This is a genomic window from Saccharomonospora iraqiensis subsp. paurometabolica YIM 90007, from assembly GCF_000231035.2.
Taxonomy (GTDB): domain Bacteria; phylum Actinomycetota; class Actinomycetes; order Mycobacteriales; family Pseudonocardiaceae; genus Saccharomonospora; species Saccharomonospora paurometabolica.
In genome coordinates this window covers 11,218-11,780 of the sequence record NZ_KI912215.1, presented here as the reverse complement: position 1 = coordinate 11,780, position 563 = coordinate 11,218, and the positions used below count along the sequence as shown (strand labels likewise).

The window sequence follows — 563 nt, the reverse complement described above, 5'->3', positions numbered from 1 at the left end:
GTGACCACGGCCGACATCCGCGCCGCCGCCCGGCTGGCGCTGCCGCATCGGCGCAGGCGCAACCCGTTCGACGCGCCCGGCCTGGACGAGGACAAGCTGGACGAGGTCCTCGGCGACGACGATCCCGACCCCGACCCGCCGGACGACGGTGGCGACCCGGACGACGGACCCGACGGCGGCCCCGACGATCCGGCCGACAGCGACGGTGGTCCGGAGGACCCCGGCCACAGCGACGACGGCCCTCACGACGGCGGCCCTCACAACGGCGGTGCGGACGACGGCGGGTTGCGGAACGACGGCCCGAGCTCCGGGACGGAACCGGGCGAGGCTCCGGCGTCCGACGACACCGCCGGGCGGACCACCCCACCCCAGGGTGACGGCGGCACGAACCCGGACCCCGGAGACCACGGCGACGGTGGCACGGCGGGGGAGAAGCGGGACGACTCCGGCACCCCCTACCGCTCGCGCCTGTTCACCGTGCGCGGCACCGGCACGGGCGCCCAGGGCCGCCGCTCCCGCGCGACGACCGATGACGGCCGCGTAGTCGGCGTCTGGCCCGCCGG

At 77.6% G+C, this 563-nt stretch carries 1 pseudogene; it reads left to right on the top strand.

The features are described 5' to 3' along the window. Positions 1–563: pseudogene (locus SACPADRAFT_RS32325) on the top strand (magnesium chelatase); the annotation flags it as partial.